The organism is Sphingobium sp. FG11 (assembly GCF_057809915.1).
On record NZ_JBMDKW010000001.1, the window covers coordinates 161,213 to 185,626 of the forward strand.

The 24,414-nt window shown below is 64.4% G+C and carries 24 protein-coding genes; 11 read left to right on the forward strand and 13 right to left on the reverse strand.

Annotation, left to right across the window (positions count from 1 at the left end):
- Positions 1-7 precede the first annotated feature (7 nt).
- Positions 8-1,681: an amidohydrolase gene (locus ACODSN_RS00835; protein WP_489052613.1), complete on the reverse strand. Its 1,674-nt coding sequence runs from the start codon at positions 1,679-1,681 to the stop codon at positions 8-10.
- Between the two features lie 8 nt (positions 1,682-1,689).
- A complete protein-coding gene (locus tag ACODSN_RS00840; RefSeq protein WP_489052614.1) occupies positions 1,690-2,559 on the reverse strand; it encodes an NAD(P)-dependent oxidoreductase in 870 nt (289 codons plus the stop codon).
- A 96-nt stretch (positions 2,560-2,655) separates the two neighbouring features.
- Here ACODSN_RS00840 and ACODSN_RS00845 point away from each other — a divergent pair, with 96 nt between their 5' ends.
- From ACODSN_RS00845 to ACODSN_RS00855, 3 genes are all read left to right on the forward strand, one after another.
- Entirely contained in the window at positions 2,656-3,903 is a 1,248-nt protein-coding gene (locus ACODSN_RS00845; protein WP_489052367.1) for a threonine ammonia-lyase, read from the forward strand.
- A 126-nt stretch (positions 3,904-4,029) separates the two neighbouring features.
- On the forward strand, positions 4,030-4,842 hold the full coding sequence (locus ACODSN_RS00850; protein WP_489052369.1) for an arginyltransferase: 813 nt from the start codon (positions 4,030-4,032) through the stop codon (positions 4,840-4,842).
- Between the two features lie 142 nt (positions 4,843-4,984).
- On the forward strand, positions 4,985-7,498 hold the full coding sequence (locus ACODSN_RS00855; RefSeq protein WP_489052370.1) for a putative bifunctional diguanylate cyclase/phosphodiesterase: 2,514 nt from the start codon (positions 4,985-4,987) through the stop codon (positions 7,496-7,498).
- 44 nt (positions 7,499-7,542) lie between these two features.
- Here the strand turns inward: ACODSN_RS00855 and ACODSN_RS00860 are convergent, their stop codons facing one another.
- Positions 7,543-8,649, reverse strand: coding sequence for an RcnB family protein (locus ACODSN_RS00860; RefSeq protein ID WP_489052372.1), 1,107 nt, complete (start codon positions 8,647-8,649; stop codon positions 7,543-7,545).
- Positions 8,650-8,819: 170 nt separating this feature from the next.
- Positions 8,820-9,305, reverse strand: a complete 486-nt coding sequence (locus ACODSN_RS00865) for a GAF domain-containing protein (protein WP_489052373.1) — start codon at positions 9,303-9,305, stop codon at positions 8,820-8,822.
- Between the two features lie 104 nt (positions 9,306-9,409).
- Here ACODSN_RS00865 and ACODSN_RS00870 point away from each other — a divergent pair, with 104 nt between their 5' ends.
- From ACODSN_RS00870 to ACODSN_RS00880, 3 genes are read left to right on the forward strand one after another with little or no spacing between them, the layout of a single operon-like run.
- On the forward strand, positions 9,410-10,645 hold the full coding sequence (locus tag ACODSN_RS00870) for a glycosyltransferase family 2 protein (protein WP_489052375.1): 1,236 nt from the start codon (positions 9,410-9,412) through the stop codon (positions 10,643-10,645).
- Between the two features lie 32 nt (positions 10,646-10,677).
- Positions 10,678-11,046: a GtrA family protein gene (locus ACODSN_RS00875; protein ID WP_489052376.1), complete on the forward strand. Its 369-nt coding sequence runs from the start codon at positions 10,678-10,680 to the stop codon at positions 11,044-11,046.
- A complete protein-coding gene (locus ACODSN_RS00880; RefSeq protein WP_489052378.1) occupies positions 11,043-11,888 on the forward strand; it encodes a class I SAM-dependent methyltransferase in 846 nt (281 codons plus the stop codon). Before ACODSN_RS00875 ends, ACODSN_RS00880 begins: the two co-directional genes overlap by 4 nt.
- Before the next feature lie 3 nt (positions 11,889-11,891).
- Here ACODSN_RS00880 and ACODSN_RS00885 read toward each other — a convergent pair whose 3' ends face one another.
- The 4 genes from ACODSN_RS00885 to ACODSN_RS00900 are packed head-to-tail and all read right to left on the reverse strand — an operon-like array spanning position 11,892 to position 15,893.
- On the reverse strand, positions 11,892-13,049 hold the full coding sequence (locus ACODSN_RS00885) for a glycosyltransferase family 4 protein (RefSeq protein WP_489052379.1): 1,158 nt from the start codon (positions 13,047-13,049) through the stop codon (positions 11,892-11,894).
- A complete protein-coding gene (locus tag ACODSN_RS00890; RefSeq protein ID WP_489052381.1) occupies positions 13,046-14,773 on the reverse strand; it encodes a hypothetical protein in 1,728 nt (575 codons plus the stop codon). The genes ACODSN_RS00885 and ACODSN_RS00890 overlap by 4 nt, the downstream gene beginning before the upstream one ends.
- Positions 14,774-14,777: 4 nt before the next feature.
- Positions 14,778-15,203: an alternative ribosome rescue aminoacyl-tRNA hydrolase ArfB gene (gene arfB / locus ACODSN_RS00895; RefSeq protein WP_489052383.1), complete on the reverse strand. Its 426-nt coding sequence runs from the start codon at positions 15,201-15,203 to the stop codon at positions 14,778-14,780.
- Between the two features lie 12 nt (positions 15,204-15,215).
- Positions 15,216-15,893, reverse strand: coding sequence for an RluA family pseudouridine synthase (locus ACODSN_RS00900; RefSeq protein WP_489052384.1), 678 nt, complete (start codon positions 15,891-15,893; stop codon positions 15,216-15,218).
- Positions 15,894-15,961: 68 nt separating this feature from the next.
- Here ACODSN_RS00900 and ACODSN_RS00905 point away from each other — a divergent pair, with 68 nt between their 5' ends.
- Positions 15,962-16,954: an acyltransferase family protein gene (locus ACODSN_RS00905; protein WP_489052386.1), complete on the forward strand. Its 993-nt coding sequence runs from the start codon at positions 15,962-15,964 to the stop codon at positions 16,952-16,954.
- 14 nt (positions 16,955-16,968) lie between these two features.
- Here ACODSN_RS00905 and ctrA read toward each other — a convergent pair whose 3' ends face one another.
- Entirely contained in the window at positions 16,969-17,676 is a 708-nt protein-coding gene (gene ctrA / locus ACODSN_RS00910; RefSeq protein WP_489052388.1) for a response regulator transcription factor CtrA, read from the reverse strand.
- A gap of 207 nt (positions 17,677-17,883) precedes the next feature.
- Positions 17,884-18,777, reverse strand: coding sequence for a LysR family transcriptional regulator (locus ACODSN_RS00915; protein WP_489052390.1), 894 nt, complete (start codon positions 18,775-18,777; stop codon positions 17,884-17,886).
- Between the two features lie 114 nt (positions 18,778-18,891).
- Between ACODSN_RS00915 and ACODSN_RS00920 the strand changes: the two genes are divergently transcribed.
- Together ACODSN_RS00920 and wrbA are read left to right on the forward strand one after the other, a co-directional pair.
- The gene (locus ACODSN_RS00920; RefSeq protein WP_489052391.1) at positions 18,892-19,617 is read left to right on the forward strand and encodes a pirin family protein; all 726 of its coding nucleotides are present in this window, start codon (positions 18,892-18,894) and stop codon (positions 19,615-19,617) included.
- An 84-nt stretch (positions 19,618-19,701) separates the two neighbouring features.
- Positions 19,702-20,301: an NAD(P)H:quinone oxidoreductase gene (wrbA, locus tag ACODSN_RS00925; protein ID WP_489052393.1), complete on the forward strand. Its 600-nt coding sequence runs from the start codon at positions 19,702-19,704 to the stop codon at positions 20,299-20,301.
- A gap of 67 nt (positions 20,302-20,368) precedes the next feature.
- Here the strand turns inward: wrbA and ACODSN_RS00930 are convergent, their stop codons facing one another.
- The 3 genes from ACODSN_RS00930 to ACODSN_RS00940 form a co-directional block, all read right to left on the reverse strand.
- Positions 20,369-20,923, reverse strand: coding sequence for a nuclear transport factor 2 family protein (locus ACODSN_RS00930; protein WP_489052395.1), 555 nt, complete (start codon positions 20,921-20,923; stop codon positions 20,369-20,371).
- Between the two features lie 165 nt (positions 20,924-21,088).
- Positions 21,089-21,739: a hypothetical protein gene (locus ACODSN_RS00935; protein ID WP_489052397.1), complete on the reverse strand. Its 651-nt coding sequence runs from the start codon at positions 21,737-21,739 to the stop codon at positions 21,089-21,091.
- 98 nt (positions 21,740-21,837) lie between these two features.
- Positions 21,838-23,094 (reverse strand): S8 family serine peptidase, encoded by a 1,257-nt coding sequence (locus ACODSN_RS00940; protein ID WP_489052399.1) that lies wholly within the window; start codon positions 23,092-23,094, stop codon positions 21,838-21,840.
- A gap of 140 nt (positions 23,095-23,234) precedes the next feature.
- On the opposite strand from ACODSN_RS00940, the gene ACODSN_RS00945 reads away from it, so the two are divergent.
- The gene (locus ACODSN_RS00945; RefSeq protein ID WP_489052401.1) at positions 23,235-23,723 is read left to right on the forward strand and encodes an RNA polymerase sigma factor; all 489 of its coding nucleotides are present in this window, start codon (positions 23,235-23,237) and stop codon (positions 23,721-23,723) included.
- Complete coding sequence (locus ACODSN_RS00950) at positions 23,720-24,412, forward strand: anti-sigma factor family protein (protein WP_489052402.1); 693 nt, start codon at positions 23,720-23,722, stop codon at positions 24,410-24,412. Before ACODSN_RS00945 ends, ACODSN_RS00950 begins: the two co-directional genes overlap by 4 nt.
- The last annotated feature ends 2 nt before the right edge of the window (positions 24,413-24,414 follow it).

The window sequence follows — 24,414 nt, forward strand, 5'->3', positions numbered from 1 at the left end:
TTTCCCGCTATTTGCCCTTCATGAAAACGCGCTTGCCGCCGATCCAGGTTTCCAGCACCTGCGTCGTGCGGATGTCGGCGGGGCGCGCGAGCGATATGTCGCGGTCGATCAGCAGGAAGTCGGCGCGCTGGCCGGGGATCAGGCTGCCGAAGCGTTTTTCGGCAAAGCCCGCATAAGCCGCTTGCCGCGTGAAGCCGTCGATTGCCGCCTCGAAGCCGATCCGCTGTTCGGGCATCCAGCCCCCGGCGGGTTCGCCCTTCGCATCCTCCCGCGTGATCGCCACGGCCATGCCCGCAAACGGATTGGGGCTTTCCACGGGGACGTCCGATCCAAAGGCGAGCGGCACGCGATTGTCCAGCATCGACTTCCACGCATAAGCGCCCTTGAGGCGCGCTTCGCCCAGCCGCGCCGTCGCCATGCGCCAGTCGGAGGCTTCGTGCACGGGCTGCATCGAGGCGACGATGCCGAACTGGCCGAAGCGCGGCAGGTCGGCGGGCGACACGATCTGCGCATGTTCGATCCGCCAGCGGCGGTCGCCCTTGTAGGTTTCGGACAGTTCCTGAATCGCGTCGAGCAGTTCGCTGTTAGCGGCGTCGCCGATGGCGTGGACGGCGACCTGAACATTGTCCATCGCCGCGCGGCTCATCATGTTGCGCAGCGACGTGGCGGAGATCATCGACAGGCCGCGCTGGCCCGGCGCATCGGCATAGTCGGCCTTGAGCCACGCCCCGCGCGAGCCGAGCGCGCCGTCCAGGATGAGCTTTAACCCGCCCATCCGCAGATGATCGTCATAGAGCCACGGCGTCGGCTCCGGCCCCGCGATCAGCACCATATTGTCGAGACCGGCGGCGTAGGACATGATTCGCACCCGCAGCGCGCCGCGATCGGCGGAGCGGCGGAATGCCTGCCAATCCTCGATCGTGGTGCCCATGTCGGCGATGGCGGTCACGCCCATGCCGAGCAGCGCCTGTTGCGCCTTTTCGAGCGCGATGTCGCGATCCTTGGGGGCGGGGGGCGGCACCACTTTCGTCATCAGGTCCATCGCCTGATCGACGAACACACCGGCGGGCTTGCCGCCTGCCATTTCGATGCGGCCGCCGGGCGGCGCTTTGCTGGCGGCGGTGATGCCCGCCGCGCGGATCGCCGCGCTGTTCGCCCAGCCTGCGTGGCCGTCGACCCGCTCCAGCCAGACCGGAATGTCGCTGACGGCGGCATCGAGTTCGGCGGCTGTCGGGAAGCGGCCCAGCCCCCATTGTTCCTGGTTCCAGCCGGTGCCGATGATCCATTTGCGGCCTGCGCTCGCCTGCGCATAGGCGCGGATTTTCGCCTGCGCCTCGGCAAGCGAGCGGGTGTCCGACAGGTCGAGCGTGATGAGCGAGAGGCCATAGCCCATGACATGGCCGTGCGCGTCGATCAGGCCGGGAATCAGCGTCTTGCCGCCCGCATCCAGCCTGAAATCCAGCCCCTTGGGCCAGCTTTCGCCCTTTTTGAGCTTTTTGCGCGGCGGCTCCTGATAACGGCCAGGGATGAGTTGGGCGACCTTGCCCTCATCGTCGATCAGCAGCGCGCCGAAATGCACGACCCGGCCGTTGGCGTCGAGCGCGATGCCGTTGACGTTATCGATGACGCCCGAAGCCAGCGCAGGAACCGGCAATGCAAGCGCGGTCAGGGCCGCGAGCAGCGCCCGCTTCACGCCCGCGTTATCCGCCGCACGAGGGCGCTCGTGTCCTGTCGCGCGCCACCCAACGCCTGCACATCGGCATAATATTGATCGATCAACGCGGTGACGGGCAGGGTCGCGCCATTGGCGCGGGCCTCCTCCAGCGCGAGGCCCAGATCCTTGCGCATCCAGTCGACCGCGAAGCCGAGATCGAAACTGTCGTCCGCCATCGACTTCCAGCGATTGTCCATCTGCCAGCTTTGCGCCGCGCCGCCAGAAACGGCCTCGAACACCCGGTCGAGATCGAGTTCGGCGGCCTGGGCGAAGCGCAGCGCTTCGGACAGGCCCTGAAGCACGCCCGCGATGGCGATCTGGTTCACCATCTTGGTGGTCTGCCCAGCGCCCGCGCCGCCGACATGGACGATCCGCGCGGCATAGGCCTGCATCACGATCTTCGCCGCAGCCACCGCAGGCTCGCTGCCGCCGCACATGATCGATAGTTTGCCGTTTTCCGCCCCCGTTTGACCGCCCGAGACCGGCGCATCGACGCAGTGGATGCCCAGGCTCTCGCCCTCGACAAATAATTGCCGCGCGATCCGCGCCGATACGGTGGTGTGGTCGATGAACAGGCCGCCCGGCTTCATCGTGCGGAAAGCGCCCTCGCGCCCAAGCGTCACCTGCGACAGATCATCGTCGGTGCCGACGCAACTGATGACGATGTCGCATTCTTCCGCCGCCTTGGCCGGGCTGATCGCAACCGCGCCACCATAGGCCTCCGCCCAGCTCTTCGCCTTGGCGATCGAACGGTTGTAGACAGTGACGGCGTGGCCCGCTTTGGCCAGATGCCCAGCCATCGGGGCGCCCATGACACCCAGCCCGATAAACGCGATATTAGCCATATGCCCCGTAATGTTGGTGCGTGGGCCTTCGCCATAGGGCCAGTTTTCCGCCAGTGCCAGTTTCTTCCGACCCAATTATGCTTTACGGGGCTGCCCATGAACACGCTGACCAAGATCCAGGGGGCGCTGCCGCTGCCCGTGTCCGTCGATGACATACTCGCCGCGCGGACGCGCATCGCGGGGTCGATCGTCAAGACGCCGACGCTCATCAGCCAGACTTTGTCGGAGATGCTGGGCTGCAAGGTCTATCTGAAATTCGAAAATCTCCAGTTCACCGCCGCCTATAAGGAGCGCGGTGCGCTCAACCGGCTGTTGCAACTGGATGCCGCCGCAAAGGCCAAGGGCGTGATCGCGGCGTCGGCCGGTAATCATGCGCAGGGCCTCGCCTATCATGGCAAGCGGCTGGGTGTGCCGGTGACGATCGTCATGCCCACGACCACGCCCACGGTGAAGGTGACACAGACGCAGGGCCATGGCGCGACCGTCGTGCAATATGGCGAGAAGTTCGACGACGCCTACGCCCATGCGCGGCTGCTGGAGGTGGAGCAGGGGCTGACCTTCATCCATCCGTTCGACGAGCCGGACATCATCGCCGGGCAGGGTACGGTCGCGCTCGAAATGCTGGAGGATGCGCCGGATATCGACACGCTGATCGTGCCGATCGGCGGCGGCGGGCTGTTTTCCGGCATGGGCACGGCGGCGCGGGCGATGAAGCCCGATATCCGGCTGGTCGGGGTGCAGGCCGAACTATATCCTTCCATGTATGATTTCATCAAGGGTGCGGACCTCGCCTGCGATGGCGATACGCTGGCCGAGGGCATCGCCGTCAAGCAGCCGGGCGAACTGACCCGGCGCTTCGTGGAGCGGCTGGCCGACGATGTGGTGCTGGTGACGGAACGGCGGCTGGAGGAGGCGGTCAGCCTGCTGCTCCAGATCGAAAAGACGGTGGTCGAGGGGGCGGGCGCTGCGGGCCTCGCCGCGCTGCTGTCCCATCGCGAAATGTTCAAGGGACGTACGGTCGGGCTGATCCTGACCGGCGGCAATATCGACACGCGCCTGCTCGCCAATGTGCTGCTGCGCGATCTGGCGCGGTCGGGGCGGCTGGCGCGATTGCGGATCATCCTGCAGGACCGGCCCGGCGCGCTGTTCCATGTCGCGAAAATCTTCGATCAGGAAGCGGTCAACATCCTCGAACTCGCGCACCAGCGCATCTTCACCAACCTGCCGGCCAAGGGGCTGAGCCTCGACGTCGAGTGCGAAACGCGCGATCGCGCGCATCTCCAGCGGCTCCTCGCGGCGCTGCGTGAAGCGGGTTATGAGGTCGCTCCGATCGAGGTTGCCTGACCGATTGTCCCAAAAGGGAAAAAACTCTTAATTTTTCGTGGTAAACAGCCTTTTCACAGATCGTTGCGAGCGGCATAGTCTGTTTATGGATCGGGGCCATGACAGCAGATGCAGGGAGGGCGTGACGTGACGGCACCATTTCGCTTCCCGCGTTTTTTCGTCACCAATCCCTCGCCCTGCCCCTATTTGCCGGGCAAGAGCGAGCGGAAGGTGTTTACCGAGCTGAACGGTGACAATGCCTCCGAGTTGAACGACGCGCTCGGCCGGATCGGCTTTCGCCGCAGCCAGAATGTCGCCTATCGTCCGAGTTGCGCGGATTGCTCCGCCTGCGTCTCCGTCCGCGTCGTGGCGCAGGAGTTTCAGGCCAATGCGACCCAGCGCAAGCTGATCCGTCGCAACAGCGATCTGATCGCCACCGCCTGCAAACCCTGGTCGACCGAGGAGCAGTTCGCGTTGCTCCAGCGCTATCTCAAGGCGCGCCATCCGGGCGGCGGCATGACCGAGATGGACGAGATGGATTTTGCCGACATGGTCGAACAGACCCCGGTGGAAAGTCACATCGTCGAATATCGCGAACCCGGCATAGACGGCCGCGTCGGCAAGCTGGTGGGGGCGTGCCTGACCGATCGGCAGGGCGACGGCCTGTCGATGATCTACAGCTTTTTCGATACGGAATTGCCGCATCGTCAGGGCCTGGGCAATTATATCATCATGGATCACATTCTCCGCGCGGCGCAGGCTGATCTTCCCTATGTCTATCTGGGCTATTGGGTCGAAGGATCGCAGCGGATGCAATATAAGGTCCGCTACCGCCCGCTCGAAAAGTTGAGCCGCGGCGGCTGGGTCCGGTTCGATCCCGACCAGCAGGTGGAGGCGATTCATGCTCCGGTCGATGCGCGGCCCCGCGTGCTGGAACTGGCGGGTATCTTCCAGAAATAGCGGCGCGGCCCGTGGTGATCGCCTGCGATCGCTGCCACGAAATTCTTGGCCGACAGGTCCGGCCAGGTTGCATCTTATTTAACTTTTTCCGCTATCCCGGTCGCATGGACAGGATAAACAAACGCATGATCGGAGGCGGTTGATGGACCGTTTTGCCGATCGGCGATTCGACGCATTTCTGGAAGAGGGCGATCCGGGTCTTTCCGGCGCCTTGGAATCGCGCCGCCAGTCCGACCTTTTATCGTCTCCTCATTTTTCCGCCCTGTCGCCGCCGGTCGTGCGCTGGATGGCCGATGGGCGCGGCCGTGTGTTGATGCGGGAGGATCAGGGCGCGGCGAATGACCCGTTCGGTGCGATTCGCAGGGGCTATGACTGGTTGGGCAGGTTCGATCCGGCGGATCGCAAAGCATTGATCCGGGCCGCCGTGCAGTCACCCAATCCCGGCCCCATTCCGGTGCAGATGACCGGCGCGAACGGCGAGCGGCGATCGGCCCTGATACGCATGATGCGGGTTCCGTCCACCGGCCCTTCGCCCCGCTGGTACGGCACGATCGAGGATATGGGCGATTGGCAGGACGAACTCGCAACGTTGCGGGCGGCCCTGGCCGAAAGCCGCGACCATCATCGCGCCTCTATCGAACTTACGCCGCAGATCATGTGGACGGCAACGCCCGAAGGGGCATTGGAAGAGATTAGCCCGCGCCTGAGCGATCTGACCGGCATCACTATGAGGGAACAGTGGGATTCCGCCTGGCGCGGCATGATGCACGTCGACGATGTCGCGCATACTGTAAATACATGGGCGGATCATGTCCGTTCGGGCGAACCAGTCGATGTCGAACAAAGAGTTCGCATGCGCGACGGGAATTACCGCTGGATGCGTACGCGCGGCGTCACGCGTCGCGACGCGCAGGGTGTGATCATGCGCTGGTACGGCACGCTGGAGGATGTGCACGAGCAAAGGCTGGCGCAAAAGGCGCTGCTGGAGAGCGAGGAGCGCTTCCGGCTGGCGGTGCAGGCGGCTCGCCTTGGAATCTGGGACTTTGATATCGAGGCCGACGAGCGGACCTGGTCCGCCGAACTGCGCGCGATGCTCGGGCTGGACGCGGATTCGCCCGCGACGCAGGAGCAGGCGATCGCGCTGCTCCATCCCGACGATCGCGCCGTGCTGGCGAAGATGATGGAGGAAGTTGCGCAGCGGGATTCCTCCACCCATTTCGAAGCGACCCTGCGTATTTATCGCGCCAATGACGGCGCTTTGCGCTGGATCAGGAGCATCGGCTGGACCACCCAGTCGGCCGGCGGCCATCCGAACCGCGTTCTCGTGACATTTCAGGATATTACCGAACAGCGTGAGGCCGACGAGCGGATCCGCTGGGCCGCCGGGCATGATGCGATGACCCGCTTGCCCAATCGCGCGGCGTGGCAATCGACGCTGGAGCAGATGGCACGGGAGGCCCGGCTGACGGGCGAACGCTTTGGCCTGATGTTGCTCGACATAGACGATCTCAAACGGACGAACGATTCGCTCGGCCATGATGCGGGGGACGCGTTGCTGAGCGAATTTGCGGCCCGCCTGCGGGACTCCGCGCCACCCGGCGCCATGCTTGGACGTCTGGGCGGGGACGAATTCGGCCTGATCTCGACTTCGCTCGGCGACAGCGCGGCGTTGCAGGCAAGCAGCGCGGCGATACTGGACGCCGTGCGGAAACCCTATGTCCATAATGGCCGGGCGCTCGACTGCGGCGTCAGCATCGGCACCGCCATGAGTGGCGAGCATGGCGACCTGGCCGAAGATCTGTTCAAGGCAGCGGACCTGGCGCTCTACGCATCGAAGGCGGCCGGGCGCGGCCGGTCGACGCTGTTCCATTCCGACCTGCGCGCGCACGCACAGCAACATAGTTCGATGATTAACCTGGCGCAGCAGGCGGTGGCGGACGATCTGATCACCCCTTATTACCAGCCCAAGATCGATATGCGCAGCGGACGAAATATGGGCTTTGAGGCGCTGCTGCGCTGGCGCCACCCCCGCCTTGGCATCCAGTCCCCGGCCAGCATAGTGGCGGCGTTCGAGGTTCCTGAGATCGCCGTCGCCATGACCGGCAAGATGCTGGACGCGGTGGTGCGCGATGTCGGGCGCTGGTTGAAGGCGGGCTTCGATCCGGGTCGGGTCGCGTTCAACGCATCGGCGGCCGATTTCATGAATGATGATTTTGCCGAAACCGTGCTGCAACGCTTTGCCCGCGCTGGCCTTTCACCCCGGCATTTCGAGGTCGAGGTGACGGAAACGGTGTTTCTGGGGCGCGGCACCGAAAATGTGGAGCGCGCCTTGCGCTGCTTCGCGCAGGCGGGCGTGCGGGTGGCGCTCGACGATTTCGGCACGGGCTACGCCTCGCTCACCCATATCAAACAATATCCGGTGGACGTGCTGAAGATCGACCGCAGTTTCGTGAGCAATATCGAGCGTGACGCCGGAGACGCGGCGATCGTCGACGCCATCGTCAAGCTGGGCGACAGCTTTGGCATGGAAGTCGTCGCGGAAGGTGTGGAGACCGAGCGCCAACGGGACATGCTGATCAAACATGGCTGCCATATCGGCCAGGGCTATCTGCTCGGCTATCCCGAGCCGTTCACCAGCAACCCGGCGGCGCGCTGAATGGGGGCCGACTCACCGGCCGACCCCGTCCAGTCCACGCTATTTCATTTGCAGGCGCAGGCCCGGCGCACCCGCTTGCGGACGACAGGTTTGCGATAGCTGACCCGCTCGGTCACATAGGTCGTCGTCGTCGTCGTCGCCGGCTCGATCGTGACCGTCGTCACAGTCGGAGCGGGGTAATAATAGCCGCCCGAAATATAGCCGCCGCCGCCATGAGTGACGATCGGTCCATGCGACCAGTGGGGGCCGCCATCGCGCGGCGGGGGTGCGTCGTAATCGACGCCGCGTGATGTGCCCCGCACGTCGCCTTCATAGCGGCCCTCATATTCGCCGCTGTAGCTCGTGCCGTCCTGGCCATGCCAGGTTCCCACCCAGCGACCCTGATAAGCGCCGTCATAGGTCACGCCATCGTCATCATGGCCATAGTCGCGGTCATAATCGGAGCCTGCGCCGCGCGGCGGCCCCCCGCGAGGCGCATCCTCGGCCTTGTCGATCGCATAGCCAGCGACCGCACCGACGCCGGCGCCGATCAGCGTGCCTGCGGTTCGATTGCCGCGCCCGGCGATCCGGTTGCCGGCGACACCGCCGACGACCGCGCCGATCGCCGCCCCGCCGACGCCGTTATCCGGGCGGCGATAGGTGGCCTCGTCGTCGTAACGGCGACCGTCATCATAGCGATCATCGTCATAGCCGCCATCATAGCGGCTCCAGTCGATGTCGCTGCGATAATCGCTGACCCGGCCATAGCGATCGGTCATCACCGCATCGTCATAATAGCGCGACCAGCCATAGCCATAGCCGGGCGTGGGCAGGCCATAAGCGCCGTAGTTCCCGATATAGAAGCCGGGGTTGATCCAGTAGCGCGGGAGGACATAGCCCCGGATCGGACGCTGATAGCCGTTCCATCCGCCCGGCGCGCGCCATCCGGCATACCAGCGGCCATTCTGGCGCTGTCCCCAGCGATGGACCCCGCCCATTTGCGGACGCCCGCCATGCCAGCCGCTGTTCATGCCGGGGCGAGCATGGCCACCCGAAAAGCTCTTGCCCATGACGGGCAGGGCGCTCGTGGCGGCATCGCTTGCCAGGGCAGGCGTGCCCGCGCCAGCAAGCGCAGCGCTGGCGCCGATGATGAGAAGCTTGCGAGTGCGCATATATTATTCTCCCTGTTCGCGCCCGGTCGAGGGACGACGCGCGCAGCACAACGGCCAAAATCTTAACGCTCTGTTTAGCATGATGATCCGCGCCAAGCCATGATTTCGGCGCTGCGTCCCTGTCCCGAAACGAGGCAGGCAGCCTCCGTCGGGCGGGGGGTGTCAGGGTCTTAGGCGATGCGTTCGGCGATCAGTATGGCCAGCGCTTCCAGCCCGCGCGCATCCTCGCTATCGAAGCGCCCCTGCGACGGGCTGTCGAGATCGAGCACGCCCACCAACCGACCCGCATGCAGCAGCGGCACGACGATTTCCGAAGCGCTGGCCGCGTCGCAGGCGATATGGCCGGGAAAGGCGTGAACGTCCGCGACCAGTTGCGTCTCCCGCGTCGCCGCCGCCACGCCGCAGACGCCGCGCCCCAGTGGAATGCGGATGCAGGCGGGCTTTCCCTGAAACGGACCCAGAACCAGTTCGCCGTTCACCAGCCGGTAGAAGCCGGCCCAGTTGAGATCGGGCAGAAACTGCCACAGGATCGCGGCAATATTGGCCATGTTGGCGACAGCATCCTCCTCACCCTGCGTCACCGCATCGGCAGCATGGAGCAGGTCTGCATAAAGCGCGGCCTTGTCGGCGGGAGCAGTGGGGGCGAAGTCGAACATGGGGCCAATATAGCGATTGCGATCCGCGTCCGCGAGAGTGCGGCAAGAATCCGTTAACCAAAAGCGTCTATCTCGATCGAAAGCCTGTCATTTCGAGGGTGGCGATGTTCGTTGATACCACATATGTGCTGACCGAGTTGCGGACTGGCGCACGCGCAATCGACGTTTCCATCGTTATGCCCTGTCTGGACGAGGCGATCAGCCTGCCTCATTGCATCGCCAATGCCCGCCGGGCGCTGGCGATGATCGAGGAGCGCCATGGCTTGTTCGGCGAGATTGTGATCGCGGACAACGGATCGACCGACGGCAGCCAGGCGATCGCTACCGATCTCGGCGCGCGGGTGGTCCCGGTTAGCCGTCGCGGCTATGGCGCAGCGCTGATCGGCGGCGGCGAAGGCGCCTATGGCCGCTATCTGCTGATGGGCGACGCAGACGGCAGCTATGATTTTACCGATGGCGTTGCGATGATCGGCGAGCTTCTGGCGGGGGCGGATCTGTGCATGGGATCGCGTTTTCGGGGCGGCATCGCTCCCGGCGCCATGCCGTGGAAGAACCGCTATATCGGAAATCCGGTGCTGACCGGCATTCTCAACCTCTTCTTCCGTCCCGGCATCAGCGACGCCCATTGCGGTCTGCGCGCGATCACGAAGGATTGTTTCGCGACGCTTGGCCTGACGGGCAGCGGCATGGAATTTGCGAGCGAAATGGTGATCAAGGCCAGCCTGCGCCGTTTCCGCATCACCGAAGTGCCAGCTACTCTCTCCAGGGATTTGCGCGATCGCGCGCCCCATCTGCGCCCCTGGCGCGACGGCTGGCGACATCTTCGTTATCTGCTGATGCTCAGCCCGACCTGGGTATTCGGTGTCCCCGCGCTTGCGGCGATTGGGCTTTCCGCCGTCATCCTGCTGGTCGCGATCGGTTTTTGGGTCGGCATCTTCCAGGGGGAGACGCCCTTTGGAATTGGTTGGTCGATCGCCAGCGGTTTCCTCCTGACGACGGGCCACCTGGCGCTGCTGATGGCGGTTGTAAGCCATTTGCACGGCGTTACGCTGGGCTATCGTCGATTGCGCCCGGTCATCGCCCGGTTCGGCGGCCGCCTGAATCTGGAAACGATGCTGTGCCTGGGCGCATCGCAAATCGCCATTTCGATGACAATTTTCGCCGTTACGGCCTGGTACTGGTCAGATCACGGCTTCGTTGCCCTGCCCAATCCGCTGCCGTTGGTGTTGGCGGGACTGTTGGGCGCGATCGGCGCGCAGACTATCTTCGGTGGCTTTTTGCTGGCGATCGTCGTCGGGCATGACTCACGCTTCATAGCCATGCGGAATAGCGCGACATGAATGCGCACCTCCGCCGCAGTCCTCGCTACATAATGGTTTCTCTGTTCTGCATGGGGCTAAGTAACGTCATTTTGGTCGTGGCGGACAGGGGCGGCTTATCCAGCGCCGGGGCGGTGCTGTTGAGCGCCGCCATTCTCATCCCCGTCGGCTACCTGTTACAGACATGGGTAACATTCGCGGTTCGGCCGGGTCATGTAGCATTTCTGCGCTATGCCGCAGGACTTGCCCTGAACGTGCCCTTGTCATGGCTTATACTGTTTCTAAGCCATGACCTCGCAGGCATCGACATGATCCTCGCCGCGCCGCTGGCTACGATATTGCTCTTTTTCTGGACCTATTTCGTCAGCAACTGGGCGCTTTCGCGCCAGCGTCCTCTTTCGACCGAAGGAACATCGCCATGATCGCCAGCAACGACCTGCTCGCCACATTCGTCGCGCGCTACCCGGCGCAGCCCGCCACCGCATTCTGGCGCGGAATCGAGATTGAGCAACTCGCTCGTGCCTTCGATTCGGACGGCGTTGGACTCGATCTGGGCTGCGGCGACGGCATCCTCACCGACATATTGTTCAAGCGGATCGGCGTCACACCGCATCTGATCGGCGTTGATATCGACCCGCTGGAAACGGAGGCAGCCACTGCCTATTCCTTTTATGACCGCATTCATACGGTCCCGGCACAGGCCATTCCCGAGCCGGACGCGAGCATCGATTATGTCATTTCCAACTCCGTATTGGAGCATATCCCCGATTTAGAAGGAGTGATCGCGGAAGTCGGGCGATTGCTGAAGCCAGGTGGTCGTTTTTATTTCACCGTGCCCGCGCCCGGTTTTCACCAAAATCTGCGTGGCAGCGTCCTGCCCGGCATATCTCGCGCGCGCTATCTGGCTGACCTCGATAAGCGGCTGGCCCATTTCCACTATCTTTCGGCCGCAGACTGGCAAGGCATGGCGGAACGTCACGGGCTCGCCCTCGACAGTGCGACGGGTTATCTCGACGGCCGGGAAACGCGCCGGTGGGAGCATCTGTCGCGCATGACGGGTGGCCTGTTGCATAGCCTGAGCTTTGGCCGCAGCCGCCCGATCGAAATCCAGCGTGCGCTGAAGATTCGGGACCTGCAGAACCGCATGGCGCTGCCTGCCCCGGTCGCTTCGGGTATCGCAAAACTGATCGCCTGTCCCGAAACGCCGGATAGCAGTGATATTCAGTCCTGCCTTCTCGTCATCGGACATCGTCCGCGCGACTGATCCTCAATCGCCCATGGTGTAATTGTGCGCCACCGCCTTAAGCGATGTTTCGATCGACAGGCGTTCGGCGTTGGCGGCGTACCAGTCGCGCGTGCGTTGCCGCAATGCATCGGATTCGTGGACGCTCGCGACGATTGCCGAAGCGAGCGCGTGTGGCGTCGCCGGATCGGCGATTAATCCGTTAATGCCGGGTTCGACCAGCTCCACGGCGGCATTATCATCCGCCGTGACGACGATGACGGGCACGCCTCGCGCCGAAGCTTCGACCACGATCAGCCCATAGCCTTCGCGCGCGGACGGCTGGACGATACAAAGGGCACTGCGCATCGCTTCTTCCAGAACCCGCGCCTCTACAAAACCCGGCAGGGAGATGGCGGATTCCAGATCATGGGCGGCGATCGCGGCGATGATGTTGTCCCGCTCCGGGCCGTTGCCGAATAGGATCGCACGGAGGTCTGGTACGGCCTGTCGGGCGATGGCCAGCGCCTCTACAAGCAAAATCAGCCTTTTTTCCGGTATCATCCGGCCAGCATAGACCAGCGTCGGCGGAGTGCATTGCGGTCCCCGCGCACCGTCGGGGATCGCCTCTGCCAACCCCGCCAGATAATGGATGGTGCCGTTTATTCCTAAGGCCTCCAGTCGAGCCTGATGCAACCGGCTGAAAACATAGGCGCGCTGCCGAACCTTGGCGCAGGCTTGCTGAATCGTCCATCCGATCCATCCGATCCGCCCGAGATAATCGCGCCAATAATCGCGGCTCCATATCTCGAACCAGTCGCATATGATGCGATATCCGGCGAAGCGTCGCAGCAGTCCGGCCGCCAGCAACGCAAAATAGGGGAAGGAACAGAGATGCACGACATCATAATGTCTTCCGTGACGCGCCAGATGTCCAAAGACGCCCCATCCAAAGCGCAAGGGTGGCAGGATACGGCGCTTGCCTTCCTCATAAAGGACCGCGCGAGGCGCGACGGGAATTACCCTGACGCCGGGAATGTCGGGCGCGGCGTCATGGTCCCACTGGGCCATGGTGAGATAGGTGACTTCGTGCCCGTCGGCCGCCAGTCGCTCGGCCAGTGCGCGATACCATCGTTCCGCCCCGCCGATTGTCCACGGGAACAGGCAGTCATAGACGATGCAGATATGGAGCGGTCCGCTCATGGATATGGCCTCCGATTGGTGCCGCATGCAGCCCGCAGCGCATTATAGGGGCCTTCGGGTGCCGGTCGTGCGTCGATCCGGTCGCGAATGGGCGTCATCATCGTGGCGTCCACGAATGTCACTTTATGTTTGTGGCACAGATCGGCTACCTGAGCCGGCGTCAGATCGCCCGCCAGCAGCCGGATCGGGCGGTTGGAGAGGTCGGGCCGGTTGAACACCAGATCGTCGCCGAATGCGACGGCGCCATTGTCCACAATGGCGATATCCGTGCGCAGGCGATCGATCCGCGCCGAAAGCCGGGCATAGGGTAGGGTCAGCCATGCGGCCATCGCCATATGGGCGGGCAGCATCACGAAAAATGTCGCGCCATTACTCCAGTTCCACAGGCTGCGCCCAGGCCAGCGTCCATTCAGCAAGTGCCACCCTTGCGCGCCCAGCAAACAGAAACTGCCGATCACGCCGTGGAGATAGCGATAGCCCCAGCCATGACCCTGATAGGCGAGGAGCAGGCCGATTACCGCGACATGGAGGGCGATGCCTGCGACCAGAGGACGGACTGCGCGCGCGCGCCAGCCAAGGACTGTCCCCGCCGCTGCCAGAGGAAGCAGCAGCAGATGCTGCCAGGCGACGAAGCGCAACAGGTTCATGGCCATGAGCCACAGATTGATCGGACCTGCCGCACCCAGCATGTCGAATATCCGGTCGGCATATCCCATCCGATCGCCGGTATGCGACAAACCCGACATAGCGCCGCCCGAAAGCTGGGCGACCATGTTGGGCCATGCCAGCCAGAACAGCCCGATGAGGGCATAGGCGGCGGCATAAACCAGCGCGAGCGCCCAGCGCCGCTGGAACAGCAAGCCGACCAGAAACGGCAGCACGAACAGCGGGTGAAACAGCGGCTGGTGCAACCCGGTAGCCAGGAACCCGATGACGATTGCGCCAGCGTGGCGCCATCGCCCATCCCTAAGGAAAAGCGCCAGCCAAACCAGATTGAGCGCCAGATGGCCCGCCATCGCGTGCGCGGTCATCCCCTGAATGACGACCTGCGACGATCCGGCATAGAGCAGGAGGGCCGCTGCAAGCGCGTTCGGGTCATCGGGCCACAGGCGCACCGCGATCCGCCAGAGCGCCATTGCACCGATTGCGGTGAACAGCGGACTCGCAAGGCCGGGATCGCCGGCCACGCCCATCATCGCGCGCGCCAACGCGTTGATCGGTAGATAAGAGGAGACCCAGGCCTGTCGTCCGGCGATCGGTAAGATGAAGAACTGGTTGAGCGCCTCGGCGATTGGTCGCCATACTGGTGCGATCGGCCAGCTTAGCCGGCCACCCGCATAGATGGCGGCGTCGAATGTCGCCATCTGTTCATCGCGAGTCAGGTCGTGCCCTTGCAGCAGCAGATGGTGTCCCGCCCATGCGAGCATCGTCAAAAGCAGCGCGACGGCCCAGGGCCGTCGGGCGATGTTATCCATCAAGGCCGCACTGGCTGGAGTTCCCGCCTTCAGTCCGAACCGGATGAACAATGTGATGAAAAGCGCGAACCACAAATCCTGTCGCAGGAACAGAAAGCTGGAAAACAGCCTTTTGTCCTGAACCGGATCGATCACCCCGCCGACCAGTGCGATTGCCAGCAATGCCGTCAGGCTCACCGGCAGCCAGATTGCCGCTTGCCGCAACCAACGCGTTACAGCCGCGTCATCCAATATTTCATCCCCCATCATACCCCTAGTCCAGCCGCACCCGTCCGCGTCCCTGCTTGACCGAGGCGCGTTTCGTCTTGCCGTCGACGCGGCGGGTTTGTGATGCTTTGGTGGGCTTGGTCGGGCGGCGCTTTTTCTGGACGATGGTCGCTTCGCGGATCAGCGCGATCAGCCGTTCGCGCGCATCCTGCCGGTTGAGCAGTTGCGATCGCGATCCTTCGCTGCGCAGGATGAGGACGCCTTCGCGCGTCATCCGCGCGCCGGCAAGCTGGGCGAGCCGGTGCTTCACCGCTTCGGGCAAGGAGGGCGAGTTGGCGACGTCGAAGCGCAGGATGACCGCGCTGTCGGTCGTGTTGACATGCTGGCCGCCTGCGCCGGACGCGCGCGTGGCGCTCTCGACGATCTCGTCGCTGTCGATCGCGATCGATCGGGTGACGGGGATGGCTGCCATGGCTGCCGCGCCCTAGAGTTCGAGTGCGTCCAGCAAGCTGCCGTCGAACCCCGCCGCCGCGAAGGTCGCGGGCAGGGGAGCGGTGGCTTGTGCCGGTGGCTTGTCGCCGCGCGGGACGCTCAGGAACCGGCCATGGAGCAGCATGGGTTCGCCGCCCTGACCATAGACGGGATCGCCGACGATGCCGAAGCCCAGCCCGTGCAGCGCGTGAACGCGGATCTGGTGGGTGCGCCCCGTCTGCGGCGTAAAGGCGATCAGCGCGCGGCCATCCTTTTGCGCGACCATGCGCCATTGCGTCACCGCCGTCTTGCCTGCCTTGGCCGGGATCATGCGCCAGCCATCCGCGGCGCTGCTGATCTTCTTGAGCGCCAGATCGATCACGCCTTCCTCCTGCGCCGGCACGCCTTCGACCACCGCGACATAGCGTTTGGCGACCGTTCCCGCTTCGAACGCGGCGGCAAACCGCTTGTGTGCCTTGGGATTGCGGGCGAGCAGCAGGCAGCCGCTGGTGTCACGATCGAGCCGGTGGACGGGCAGCGGCCAGCGCTGAAAGCCGAAGGTCAGGGAGGAGAGATGGTTCTCCAGCGCCAGCGATCCGTCGCGCGGGGCATCGACCGGCAGACCGGCGGGCTTGTCGAGGATGATGGCCTCGCCATCGATGAAGAGAATATGGTCGGCGAGCAGGGACAAGGATGATCCGTTCGGGCAAAGGAGGCGTCGATTGACGCGAGCGCGCCATCCTATAGGGGGTTGGACCGATGGAGAACAGGGGGGCATCCGCCGGAGCACAGGAGGGCGCGACAGCGGGGGAAAATCCCGCGCGGCCGGATGCGCGTCTCGACTGGGTAGACACGGCGCGCGGCATCGGCATCATCGCCGTGGTGATCGGCCATGTGTGGACGCAGGGCGCGTTGCGGGGAGCGGTCTACAGTTTTCATATGCCGCTTTTCTTTCTGCTGTCGGGCTATTTATCACGGCCGCAGCCGATGGGCGTTTTCACGCGGCGGCAGTTGGGGGGGCAGTTACGGCCCTATGCGGCTTTCCTGCTGCTGCTGATTCTTGCCGACCAGGTGATCGAGCCGATGAAGGGTGGGCAGCCGATATTTCATCGCTGGCCGCATGATCTGGGACCCATCCTGCTGGGCGGATCATGGCTGCGCGGACCCTATACGATCTTCTGGTTCGTGCCGTGCCTGATGGTAGCGCGCATCCTGTTCAATGCGGCGCTCGTCCGCTGGCCCGATCCGCTGGATCGGCGCTGGGCGGTTATTCTCCTGCCTTCTCTGGTACTCGCTTATGGGGCTGGTCAGGCGACCAACGTCTCGCCGTTGGGCCTGCTCACCGTGCCGATGGCGGTTGTTTTGCTGTGGGTGGGAGCGGCCTCGCGGGGGTTGGCGTTGCGGTGGTGGATGATCGCCGCGCTTGTCCCGCTGGCGCTCGCGGGGCTGGCGCTGATCGTGCCGACGCTCAATATGAAGGCGGGCGATTATGGCTGGCCATTGCTGTCGATCGGGTCGGCGGTCGCGACGTCGCTGGTGATTTTTGCGGTCGCGAGGCGGATCGCTCCGGTCGCGTCACCGCTGGCGACGGTCGGGCGTGCTTCGCTCGTCATCATGTACTGCCATGTGGCGCTGATTCACTATCTCACGCCTTATTTGGACAAGGCGTGGTTAATGGCGGTGGCGCTGCTCGCGCCCTTCGCCTTTTACCATCTGATCCGGATCACACCGCTCAGACGCGTGTTTTTATAGCCGGACGGGGCCGATCAGGCGACCCGCGTCTCGACCTCCAGAACCTCATCGGGATCGCGCAGCACATAGCCGCGGCCCCACACGGTCTCGATATAATTGTCGCCACTGCAAGCCAGCGCCAGTTTCTTGCGCAGCTTGCAGATGAACACGTCGATGATCTTGAGTTCAGGCTCGTCCATGCCGCCATAAAGATGGTTGAGGAACATTTCCTTCGTCAGTGTCGTGCCCTTGCGGAGCGAGAGCAGCTCCAGCATCGCATATTCCTTGCCGGTCAGATGGACGCGGTTGCCGTCCACTTCCACGGTCTTGGCGTCGAGATTGACCGACAGCTTGCCGGTGCGGATGACCGATTGCGAATGGCCCTTTGAACGGCGCACGACCGCATGAATGCGGGCAATGAGTTCTTCGCGATGGAAGGGCTTCGTCACATAATCGTCCGCGCCGAACCCGAACGAGCGGACCTTGCTGTCCATCTCGCTGATGCCCGACAGGATCAGCACCGGGGTCTGCACCTTGGCCGCGCGCAATTTCTTGAGCACGTCATAGCCGTGCATGTCCGGCAGGTTGAGATCGAGGCAGATGATATCGTAATCATACAGCTTGCCGAGATCGAGACCTTCCTCGCCCAGATCCGTCGTATAGACGTTGAAGCCTTCGGTCGTGAGCATCAGCTCGATCGCCTTGGCGGTGGTCGGCTCATCTTCAATAAGCAGCACGCGCATGTGAAGCCCCTTTGCGTCGCAGATCCCGTTCACCCACCAGAACGGCTTCCGATCCAATTCATTAACTAAAAAACATCTGAAGGACAAAGGTTAATTTTTCGCTAACCCGCAGAACTCCACGAGTCCCCGGAAATGAATCACTTTACAAAGAGTTGAAGCCGAAACGATTTTTTCGGGAGTCAAGATGAGCTGATCGGCCGAGCAATTTTAACAGCCGTGATGGCGCGCGAGAAAATCGAGCAGGGCGTCGACGCGCGCGGGCCTGAGCCGGGATGGCGGCGTGACCAGATGGACGCCGAATGGCGGCGGCCGCCAATCGACCAGCAGTTCTTCCAGTTCGCCCGAAGCCATTGCATCGCCGACGATGAAGTCGGGCAGGCGGGCGATGCCGACGCCCAGCCGCAAGGCAGGCAGCATCGCATCGCCGCTGTTTACCGTGATGCGCGGGCGGACCTTCACCGTGACACTCTGGTGGCCGGGTCCGCCGAAGCGCCAGACGTCGGGGGTCGTGACATTGGCGTAACATAGACAGTCATGGTCGCTCAGATCGGCGGGGTGCGTCGGGCGCCCGCGCGCCGCCAGATAGGCGGGCGACGCGACCACATGGAGGGGGACATCGGCCAGCCGCCGCGCGCGCAGCGAACTGTCCGGCATGTCCGCGATGCGGATCGTGGCGTCGAGTCCCATTTCGACGAGGTTTATCGTCTCATCCGACAAATGGAGATCGACGTCGACAAGGGGATATTCCTTCGCGAACTGCGCGACCAGCGGGGCGATGCGCAGCAAGCCGAAGGTCATCGGCGCGCCCAGCCGCACCGGGCCGGCCAGTTCCGCCGTTTCGTCCCGCGCCGCTTCCTCCGCCGCGGCGCCCTCGGCCAATATGCGCGCGGCATGATCGGCGAGGCGGCGTCCGCTTTCGGTCAGGGCGAGGCGGCGGCTGGTGCGCGTGAACAGGCTGGTGTCGAGATGCTGCTCCAGCCGGCTGACCGCCTTGGAAATGGTGGCCTTGGAAACGCTGAGCGCCCTGGCGGCTTCGGTGAAGCTGCGATGTTCGACCACGGCGGCGAACATGGCCCATGCCTCAAAATCTGGTAGTCGCATAAGGGAAACAATCCGTTTCAATGCTGCCTGTTTTCGAAACGATCATGCGGACTAGATTGGAGGAAAGCAAGCCGGAACCGCCCGGCCGCATCGAACATCTGAAAGGATAGTCTCATGACCGAAGTTGTCGAAACCACGACTGGCATTCAGCGCCGCCCCTTCGCGTCGCTGGGCCATGCCGACCATGGCTGGCTGAACGCCCGCCATCATTTTTCCTTCGCGGACTATCATGATCCCGACCGGATGAGCTGGGGCAAGATCCGCGTATGGAATGATGACGAAATCGCCGCGCGGCAGGGCTTTCCGCCCCACCCGCACGCGAACATGGAAATCATCACCTATGTCCGCAAGGGCGCGATCACGCATCAGGACAGTCTGGGTAACAAGGGCCGTACCGAAGCGGGCGACGTGCAGGTGATGTCCGCCGGGACCGGCATTCGCCACGCCGAATATAATCTGGAGGATGAGACCACTACCCTGTTCCAGATCTGGGTCATTCCCCGGTCGGCGGGCGGCAATCCGAGCTGGGGCGCGAAACCCTTTCCCAAGGATGATCGCGCCGGCAAACTGGTGGTTCTCGCCAGCGGCTATGACGAGGATGGCGAGGCGCTGCGCATTCGGGCCGACGCCCGGCTGCTCGGCGGAACCGTGAAGGCGGGAACCAGCGTGACATATGAGAGCGCGGCTGGCCGCCACCTGTATCTGGTCCCGGCGACCGGCCGGATCGAGATTGACGGTCAGCCGTTCGAAGCGCGGGACGGCGCGGCGATCATAGGTGGGGCCCCAATCACCATCACCGCGATCGAGGACGCCGAAATCGTTCTGGTCGACAGCGAATAGGTCCGTCCCCCTACGGACCTTAGGCCGCTCGGGCCTTTCCCTCCCCCCGGCGCGGGCGGCCACCATTAGCCAAGGAGACAATCAGTGGCCAAAATTCTCGTTCTTTATTATTCGTCCTACGGGCATATCGAAACCATGGCGAAGGCCATGGCCGAGGGTGCGGCGTCGACCGGCGCGCAAGTCGATATCCGCCGCGTGCCTGAAACCGCCCCGGTGGAGGTGGCCCGCAACGCCCATTTCAAGCTCGATCAGGATGCGCCCGTCGCTACGGTGGCGGAACTGGCGGATTATGACGCGATCATCATCGGCACCGGCACCCGCTTTGGCCGGATGTCGAGCCAGATGGCGGCGTTTCTCGATCAGGCCGGTGGTCTGTGGGCGCGCGGCGCGCTCAACGGCAAGGTCGGCGGCGCGTTCACATCGACCGCCAGTCAGCATGGCGGGCAGGAAACGACGCTCTTTTCGATCATCACCAACCTGCTGCATTTCGGCATGGTGGTGGTCGGGCTGGATTATGGTTTTGCCGGTCAGATGGGCGTCGACAAGGTGCGGGGCGGATCGCCCTATGGTGCGACGACGCTCGCCGATAGCGACGGCAGTCGCCAGCCGGGCGAAGAGGAACTGGAAGGCGCACGCTATCAGGGGCGGCGGATCGCGGAAACGGCGATCAAGCTGCACGGCTGAGGAGCGGCGGGCGGGATCGGCGGCGGCTTAGCGCCCGCCGGCCTGAAAATCTGGGCTGGCCGGGCCGTCAGAGGATATTCTGATGGTCCGGGCGCGCGGTGGGCGGGCTGGAAAACCAGTCCTTGTAGATGGGGTCCTCCGGGAAACGCGCGCCCCAGTTGGACATGTGCGGAACGCTGGTGATGTCCCAGTCGGGATAGGTATCGCGCGCGTCGGACCAGTCCCAGATGCAGGTGCGGCGCAAAATCTTCCATTCGCCATCCCGCTTTTCGCACAGGTCGCGATAGCGGCCGCCGTGGAAGAAGGTGGTGTCCGGCTCGGCGAACACGACCACGCACAGGAACATGCTCTCGCGCCTGGCGCGGTTGCCGTCGATTTCGCACAGGACATTGCCCATATGATGGCTGCAGGATTTGACCTTGTCCCGCATCGAATCCACGGCATCTGCCCAGCCATGGCCACTGCCGATATAGCCGCCATGATCGTCCGTGGAATCGGGCCAGTAGGTCGATTTTATGCCTTCAATGTCCATCCGGTCGGCGGCGCGGCAATAGAGCATGAGATTGTCATGCAGCAACTGCTTGTCATAGAGCGATTCAAGCTGCGCGTCGGTCAGTGGCATATCATCTCCTGAGGCAGCCCGATTTTTACGGTTCGTCATAGCTGACCGTGAGGACTGCGACAGGATATTGGATTAAGGTGTATGCCCCAATCGGGTCAAGGCCCGGCGCGGCATTCCGCGCTCCGGCGGAGTAGGACCGCCGGAGCGCGTTTCAGAGCGGGCTACCTAGTGGCTCGCGCCCGCCGACGATCCATCATTGGACGAACCCGTGGCCGTGCCGCTTCCGGAAAGCTGGCCGCTGACATTCGCCGAAGCCGCGCCGTTGAGCGTATTCGTGGCGGAACCCGCTGCGCCAGTGGCCGCAGCGTCTCCCTGGTCGACCGCAGTGCCTGCGCGTGAGCGGGTTTGCGCGACGGCGTTCGTGGTCCGGTCCCGTGTGGTCTGGACGGCAGAGGCCGCGCGGTCGCGCGCGGTTCCGGCGGTGCTGGTGGCGCGATTGCTCACCGTGCCCACCGCGTTACGCACGTCGTTGGTGCCCAGCGTGTCGGCGGTCAGGCCGCCACTGGCCGAACCGCTAGCCGATCCCGATGCCTTGGCGCCCTTGCCATGATGGCCGAGCGTTCCGGCGGCCGAACCATGGCCGCTGCCCCGGCCCGATCCCTGAGCGCCGACGCGGCCATTGTCGAGATCGATGCTGCGATCCAGCCCGATGCCGCCGGATCCACCCAATGTTCCGCCCAGCGATCCGCCGACGCCGCCAAGCGTGCCGCCGATATTGCCGCCAAGGCCACCGCCGCCGCCGAGCAATTGGGCGGAAGCCGGGGCCGCGATGAGTGCCGCGAAGCAGGCGGTTGCCAGAATGAAAGTCCGTTTCATCGATCGTCTCCTTGTTCAATGTCGATGCGATGAAGGGAGAACGGTGGCAGATTGGCATTTAATCCCGGCGGGACAGAAAAAATTTTAAGCGGCGCGGATCAGGGGATATTCCGGCATTCGCCGCAGATGATCCCGTAGCCATAGGCGCGGCTTTTGCCGGTCGGAGCAGGCGTCGCCTTCGCGCGCAGGATCGCCACGCTGCCGGCGTCTAACAGCCTGCCTGCCACCAGCGGCGCGGCGAAGGAGGTGCCTCGAACGCGTTGCTTGCCGCCATCGGTTCGGGCGGCATCCATATCCGCGCCGGGTGCGGCGAAGTCGATATGGAGTGCGCGCCCTGCCTCCGGCAGCAGGCGGTTCCCGCCATCGATGCCGGTGACGGCGATCACGCCGGGGTAGGAGGCGGGATAGGCGGGTGGCGCGGCGGGGCCGTCATTGCCCACCGCCGCGACGATATCGAGGCTCTTTTCGCGCGCCAGCCTTATGGCGCCGGCGAGCAAGGGATTGTCGGGACCGACGAGGCTGATCGTGACGACCGCCACCTTGCGCGCGACCATCCATCCGAGCGCGCGGGCGATGGCGAACGCGCCGCCGCCAGCCGGATCGGCGCCATAGACGTCGGCGGCCAGCAAAGCCGCGCCGGGCGCAGCGCCCCGGATCACGCCCGTGCCGCTGATGAGGGAGGCGACGGCTGTGCCATGCGCATTGGCGCGGGGCGCACCATCGGCAAAGCCGCGCTGTTCGATCGGGCCGGTCAGCGCGGGATGGCGCGCGACGCCGCCGTCGATCAGGCCGATCGCTCGCCCGGTGACGGCCTTGTCGGGGGCAAGCGTCCCTGCGGGTGCAGCCGTCGCGCCACTGGGGAAATAGAGATTGTCTGCGCTGACCTGCGCCATGGGTGCGAGTTTGCGGACCTGCCCCAGCGCGCGGGCGAGGCTGAGGCCGCGCGGGACGGAGAGGCGAAACACGGTGAGGCCAAGCCCTTCGACCGGGGCGCTGCTGATGGCGTAGCCAGCCTTGCGCAGGGCTTCGAGACTGGGTGCGTCCGCATCCGTCATCAGGATAGTGCCCCGTCGCGCAGGCTCTTGCCGCTCGTCCAGCTCGACCAGATCCGCATGGTTGCGCAACAGAGACCCGATGCGGGCGGCGCGCGCCGCCGCCAGCCGCTCGCCGAGGCGAGGCAGCGCGAGGGCGCCCTGCTCCGATTGTTTCAGCAATCCGGTGACGGGATCCAGCGCATCTGACGTCGCCGCGCCGAGCCGGTCCAGCCCGGTCCGGGGCGATGACAGCAATTGCGCCTGTGCCGACGATACGGACAGGGCAAGGCTTGCAATGACGAGGTGCTGGATGACTTTCATGGCCGCTGCTTCGATCGTGTCATGGCTGTTCTGACTGGGCGAGGATGAATGGTTCCATAAAATTTGTTCCTTTTCTATGGTCACAGGGATGAAACGGCCGGGCGCACTCGTTTCATCCCTGTAAAGGTTATGGAGACCCGATGTCGTTCGAACGCGACCTGCTCGCCATCCTGCCCCGGCTGCGGCGCTTTGCCGCCAGCCTGTCGCGGGATCGCGCCGATGGCGACGACCTGTGTCAGGCGGCGCTGGAAAGGGCTTTGCGGGCGCGCGATCAGTGGCAGGCGGGCACGAGGCTGGATAGCTGGATGTACAGGATCATGCGCAATATTTGGATCGATGAAGGCCGCGCCCGCCAGCGCGCGGCAAAGACATTCGCGCCGGAAGAGGCGGGAGAGCATGTCGGCCATGCGGGCGATCGGGAGATCGAGGCGCATGTCATGTTGTCCGATGTCGATCGGGCGATGCAGGCGCTGCCAGACGAGCAGCGCGAAGCAATCGCCCTCGTTCTGGTCGAGGGGCTTTCTTACAAGGACGCGGCGGCGGTGCTGGGCATACCGATGGGCACATTGACGTCGCGGCTGGTGCGCGGGCGCGGGGCGCTGATTGAAATGCTGGGGGAAGCGGCATGACCGATATCGATGAAGCGGCCCTGATCGCGTGGGTCGATGGTGAGCTGGACGAGGTCGCAAGGCGGCGGATCGACCGCGCGGTGGCGCAGGATCCTGCGCTGGCGGCCCGGCTGGAGACGCATCGCCTGCTGCGGGCGCGGCTGGGTGGCCATTATGCGCCGATCGCGCAGGAGCCGGTGCCCGATGCGCTGCGCCTTATGCTGCGCGATGAGGCGCGGGTCGTGCCGCTGGCCCGGCCAGCGCTGCGCTGGCGCGCATGGGCCACGGGTGGCGCGATCGCCGCCAGCCTCGCTTTGGGGCTGGGTATCGGGCGGATCGGAATGCAGGCGGACGGGCCGATCGCTGTCAGGGATCATGTGATGGTCGCGCATGGGGAACTGGCGTCGGCGCTCGACAGCCAGTTGGCCGCTGCGCAGGGCGACGCGCCGATCCGCATCGGCCTCACCTTCCGGCGCAAGGGCGGGGGCTGGTGCCGCAGCTTCGACGGCGCTGCGGTCGCCGGGGTAGCCTGTCGCGGCGTCGGCGGTTGGCAAGTGCAACAGCTCGTGCCGGGCGACGGTGGCGCTATGGCCTATCGGCAGGCATCGTCCGGCGACAACCGGATGATGGCGACGATAGACGCGCTGCGCGATGGCGATCCCGTCGATGCCGCCGGGGAGGCGCGGGCCAGGGCCAAGGGCTGGCGCTGACT